Annotated in this window: 2 protein-coding genes; both read right to left on the bottom strand. The window is 43.5% G+C overall.

Features of this window, described 5'->3' with window-relative positions; genetic code table 11:
• A partial coding sequence (locus ADN00_RS01805) for an IS110 family transposase (RefSeq protein WP_152966218.1) occupies nt 1-376 on the bottom strand: 376 nt, incomplete at its 3' end.
• Nucleotides 377-952: 576 nt separating this feature from the next.
• On the bottom strand, nt 953-1,996 hold the full coding sequence (locus ADN00_RS01815) for an RHS repeat-associated core domain-containing protein (protein WP_160317452.1): 1,044 nt from the start codon (nt 1,994-1,996) through the stop codon (nt 953-955).
• Nucleotides 1,997-2,110 lie beyond the last annotated feature (114 nt).

Here is a 2,110-nt window from a genome sequence, read left to right on the forward strand (position 1 = left end):
GCATGGGAATATCGCGGCTGGAAGCGGGTGTATTCGAAATCCGCATGAAGTCCGCGATCCACACCGCATCTGAACGGTCATTTTTTACTTTCCGAACGCCGCTTTTCCGGTAAGCGGAGATTTGCAGTGGGTTGATCACAGACACCGGATAACCTTGACTGGTCAGGACATCATACAGAGACAGCCAGTAGTGACCGGTGGCTTCCAGTCCGACGGAGACTTCATTTCCAAGCTGGCTCAAGTGCTCCAGCAGATACGCCAACCCGGCACGCGTATTCTCAGTGACAAAGACCGGCTTGCACACTTGCCCGCTCTCGTTCAAGATCGCCACCGCATGTTTTCGCTTGGCGACATCGATGCCACAGTAGAATGTCATGGCAGCACCTCCTTCGCGTGAGTACTTGAAGCGAGGCGACCTCAGATAGCCATGAGCCTCTCAGCCTTGTCCGTTTTGCGCCGCTAGAACGGCTACCTGCTTATTCGAGACCTCTCATGGCGCTGAGGCGGCATTCTTATCTACGAGGCTTGCCCTCAAGGGTCATACCGTCGGCCTCAGCTTCCCACAGCATCGTAGAAAATTATGCATTCTATAAAACTAATTTTCTTGTATTATTACGAATAATTGAGAAACCATGTCAACTTATTGAAGAAACAATATTACTTTTTACTTAACAAGTACTTTCCAATCACAAAGGGTGCTCCACATATTAAAAATAATAATAAGGCTTGAAGAAAAATGTTTTCAAATTTCAATCTTAATATTTTTAATAGAATGCCTATCACAATCCAATATACACCAATAAGTTGAAGGTAACACCATCCAGATATCGTAATGACTTTCTTTCTATCATTTTTTCTTTCAACTCTGACAAGGATATTGTTCGTTGTCGTTAATTGGAACCGCTTCATAAATTCAATGATTATTACAAAGAATATTCCAGCGATTATAAGATTAATTTCCATAGTGATCGATATTCCTTAAAGCTTTTGCCCAAGATAGAGTAATTGATGAAAATAATCCAGAAGTAATATTTCCCAAAGAATTTGCTACACCAATTCTTCCTCTAGAAAGAGCAGCTTCTTTCAAAATTGGATTTGATGTCGAATAAGTCCGCCCCGGCCATACTTTTTCAGGAAGATATCCTGTTGTTATAAAAGTAGAGTCTATAAATTTACTTGCCGATATATCCGAAATGTATCCACCAGCACCTAAAATTGCAGCATTTATTGCTCCCTCAGTAGTCCAATCAGGATTGTCTAATGCGTATTGTGTTTCTGCACCAGCTATATATGTGACTCCTTTAGCTGCCACACCTAAACTAGAATTTGGACAAATCGCAGTAATTCCTCCAACAACTCCCTCAATCGCCGCATTTTGCACAAAAGGTTTAGATTCAAATTTGTCTTTATTGGAAAAAATATACGTCATTTCACTCATAGCTGCTGATGTACCACTTCCAATCATTGCTGAAGCTGCGACAGATAATGCAACCGTTGTTTCTGTAGATGCTGCTATTGCTAAGCCCGATCCAATTAGCCCGCCCGCTATTGCACTTGCAGCAACAGCAGTCCAGTATTCATTGCTATCAAATGTTCGATAATTCATACTGAAATAACCAATTGCTCCCGCCATACCTCCAATTGCAACTCCTATTACCCCGCTCGCTACGCCAAAGTGGCCTGTTGGATCTGTAATGATTATGGGGTTCCAATCGGCGTAAGCATACCTGTTCCAAGACACAGCTTTTCCGGGAGAAGGTACCAGGGTGTCCGGTTGATTAAACTGTATTATACAAGGATCATACCACCTGGCTACGTAATAATACAATCCTAACTCGGCCTGTTCCAACTGCCCGGTGTAGCGGTAGTCGGTGGGGGTGAGGCCATTGTTGTAACGTACTTCTCCAAAGGCAGTATACCTCAATTCACTATTCAGGCTTCCATCAACGTTGGCGGTGACGGATGCCGACCCCAGGTGATCACTGTCAATATTCACACGTAAATGTACCACCCATATTCACCAACAATGTACCAGCAATCTTCGGCAACACTACGCCACTTTCAAGACGGGTCAGTGTGCAAAGCAGATCGATTGTTAAGGTTTCTTGTC

It is taken from the genome of Ornatilinea apprima (assembly GCF_001306115.1).
Lineage (GTDB): Bacteria > Chloroflexota > Anaerolineae > Anaerolineales > Anaerolineaceae > Ornatilinea > Ornatilinea apprima.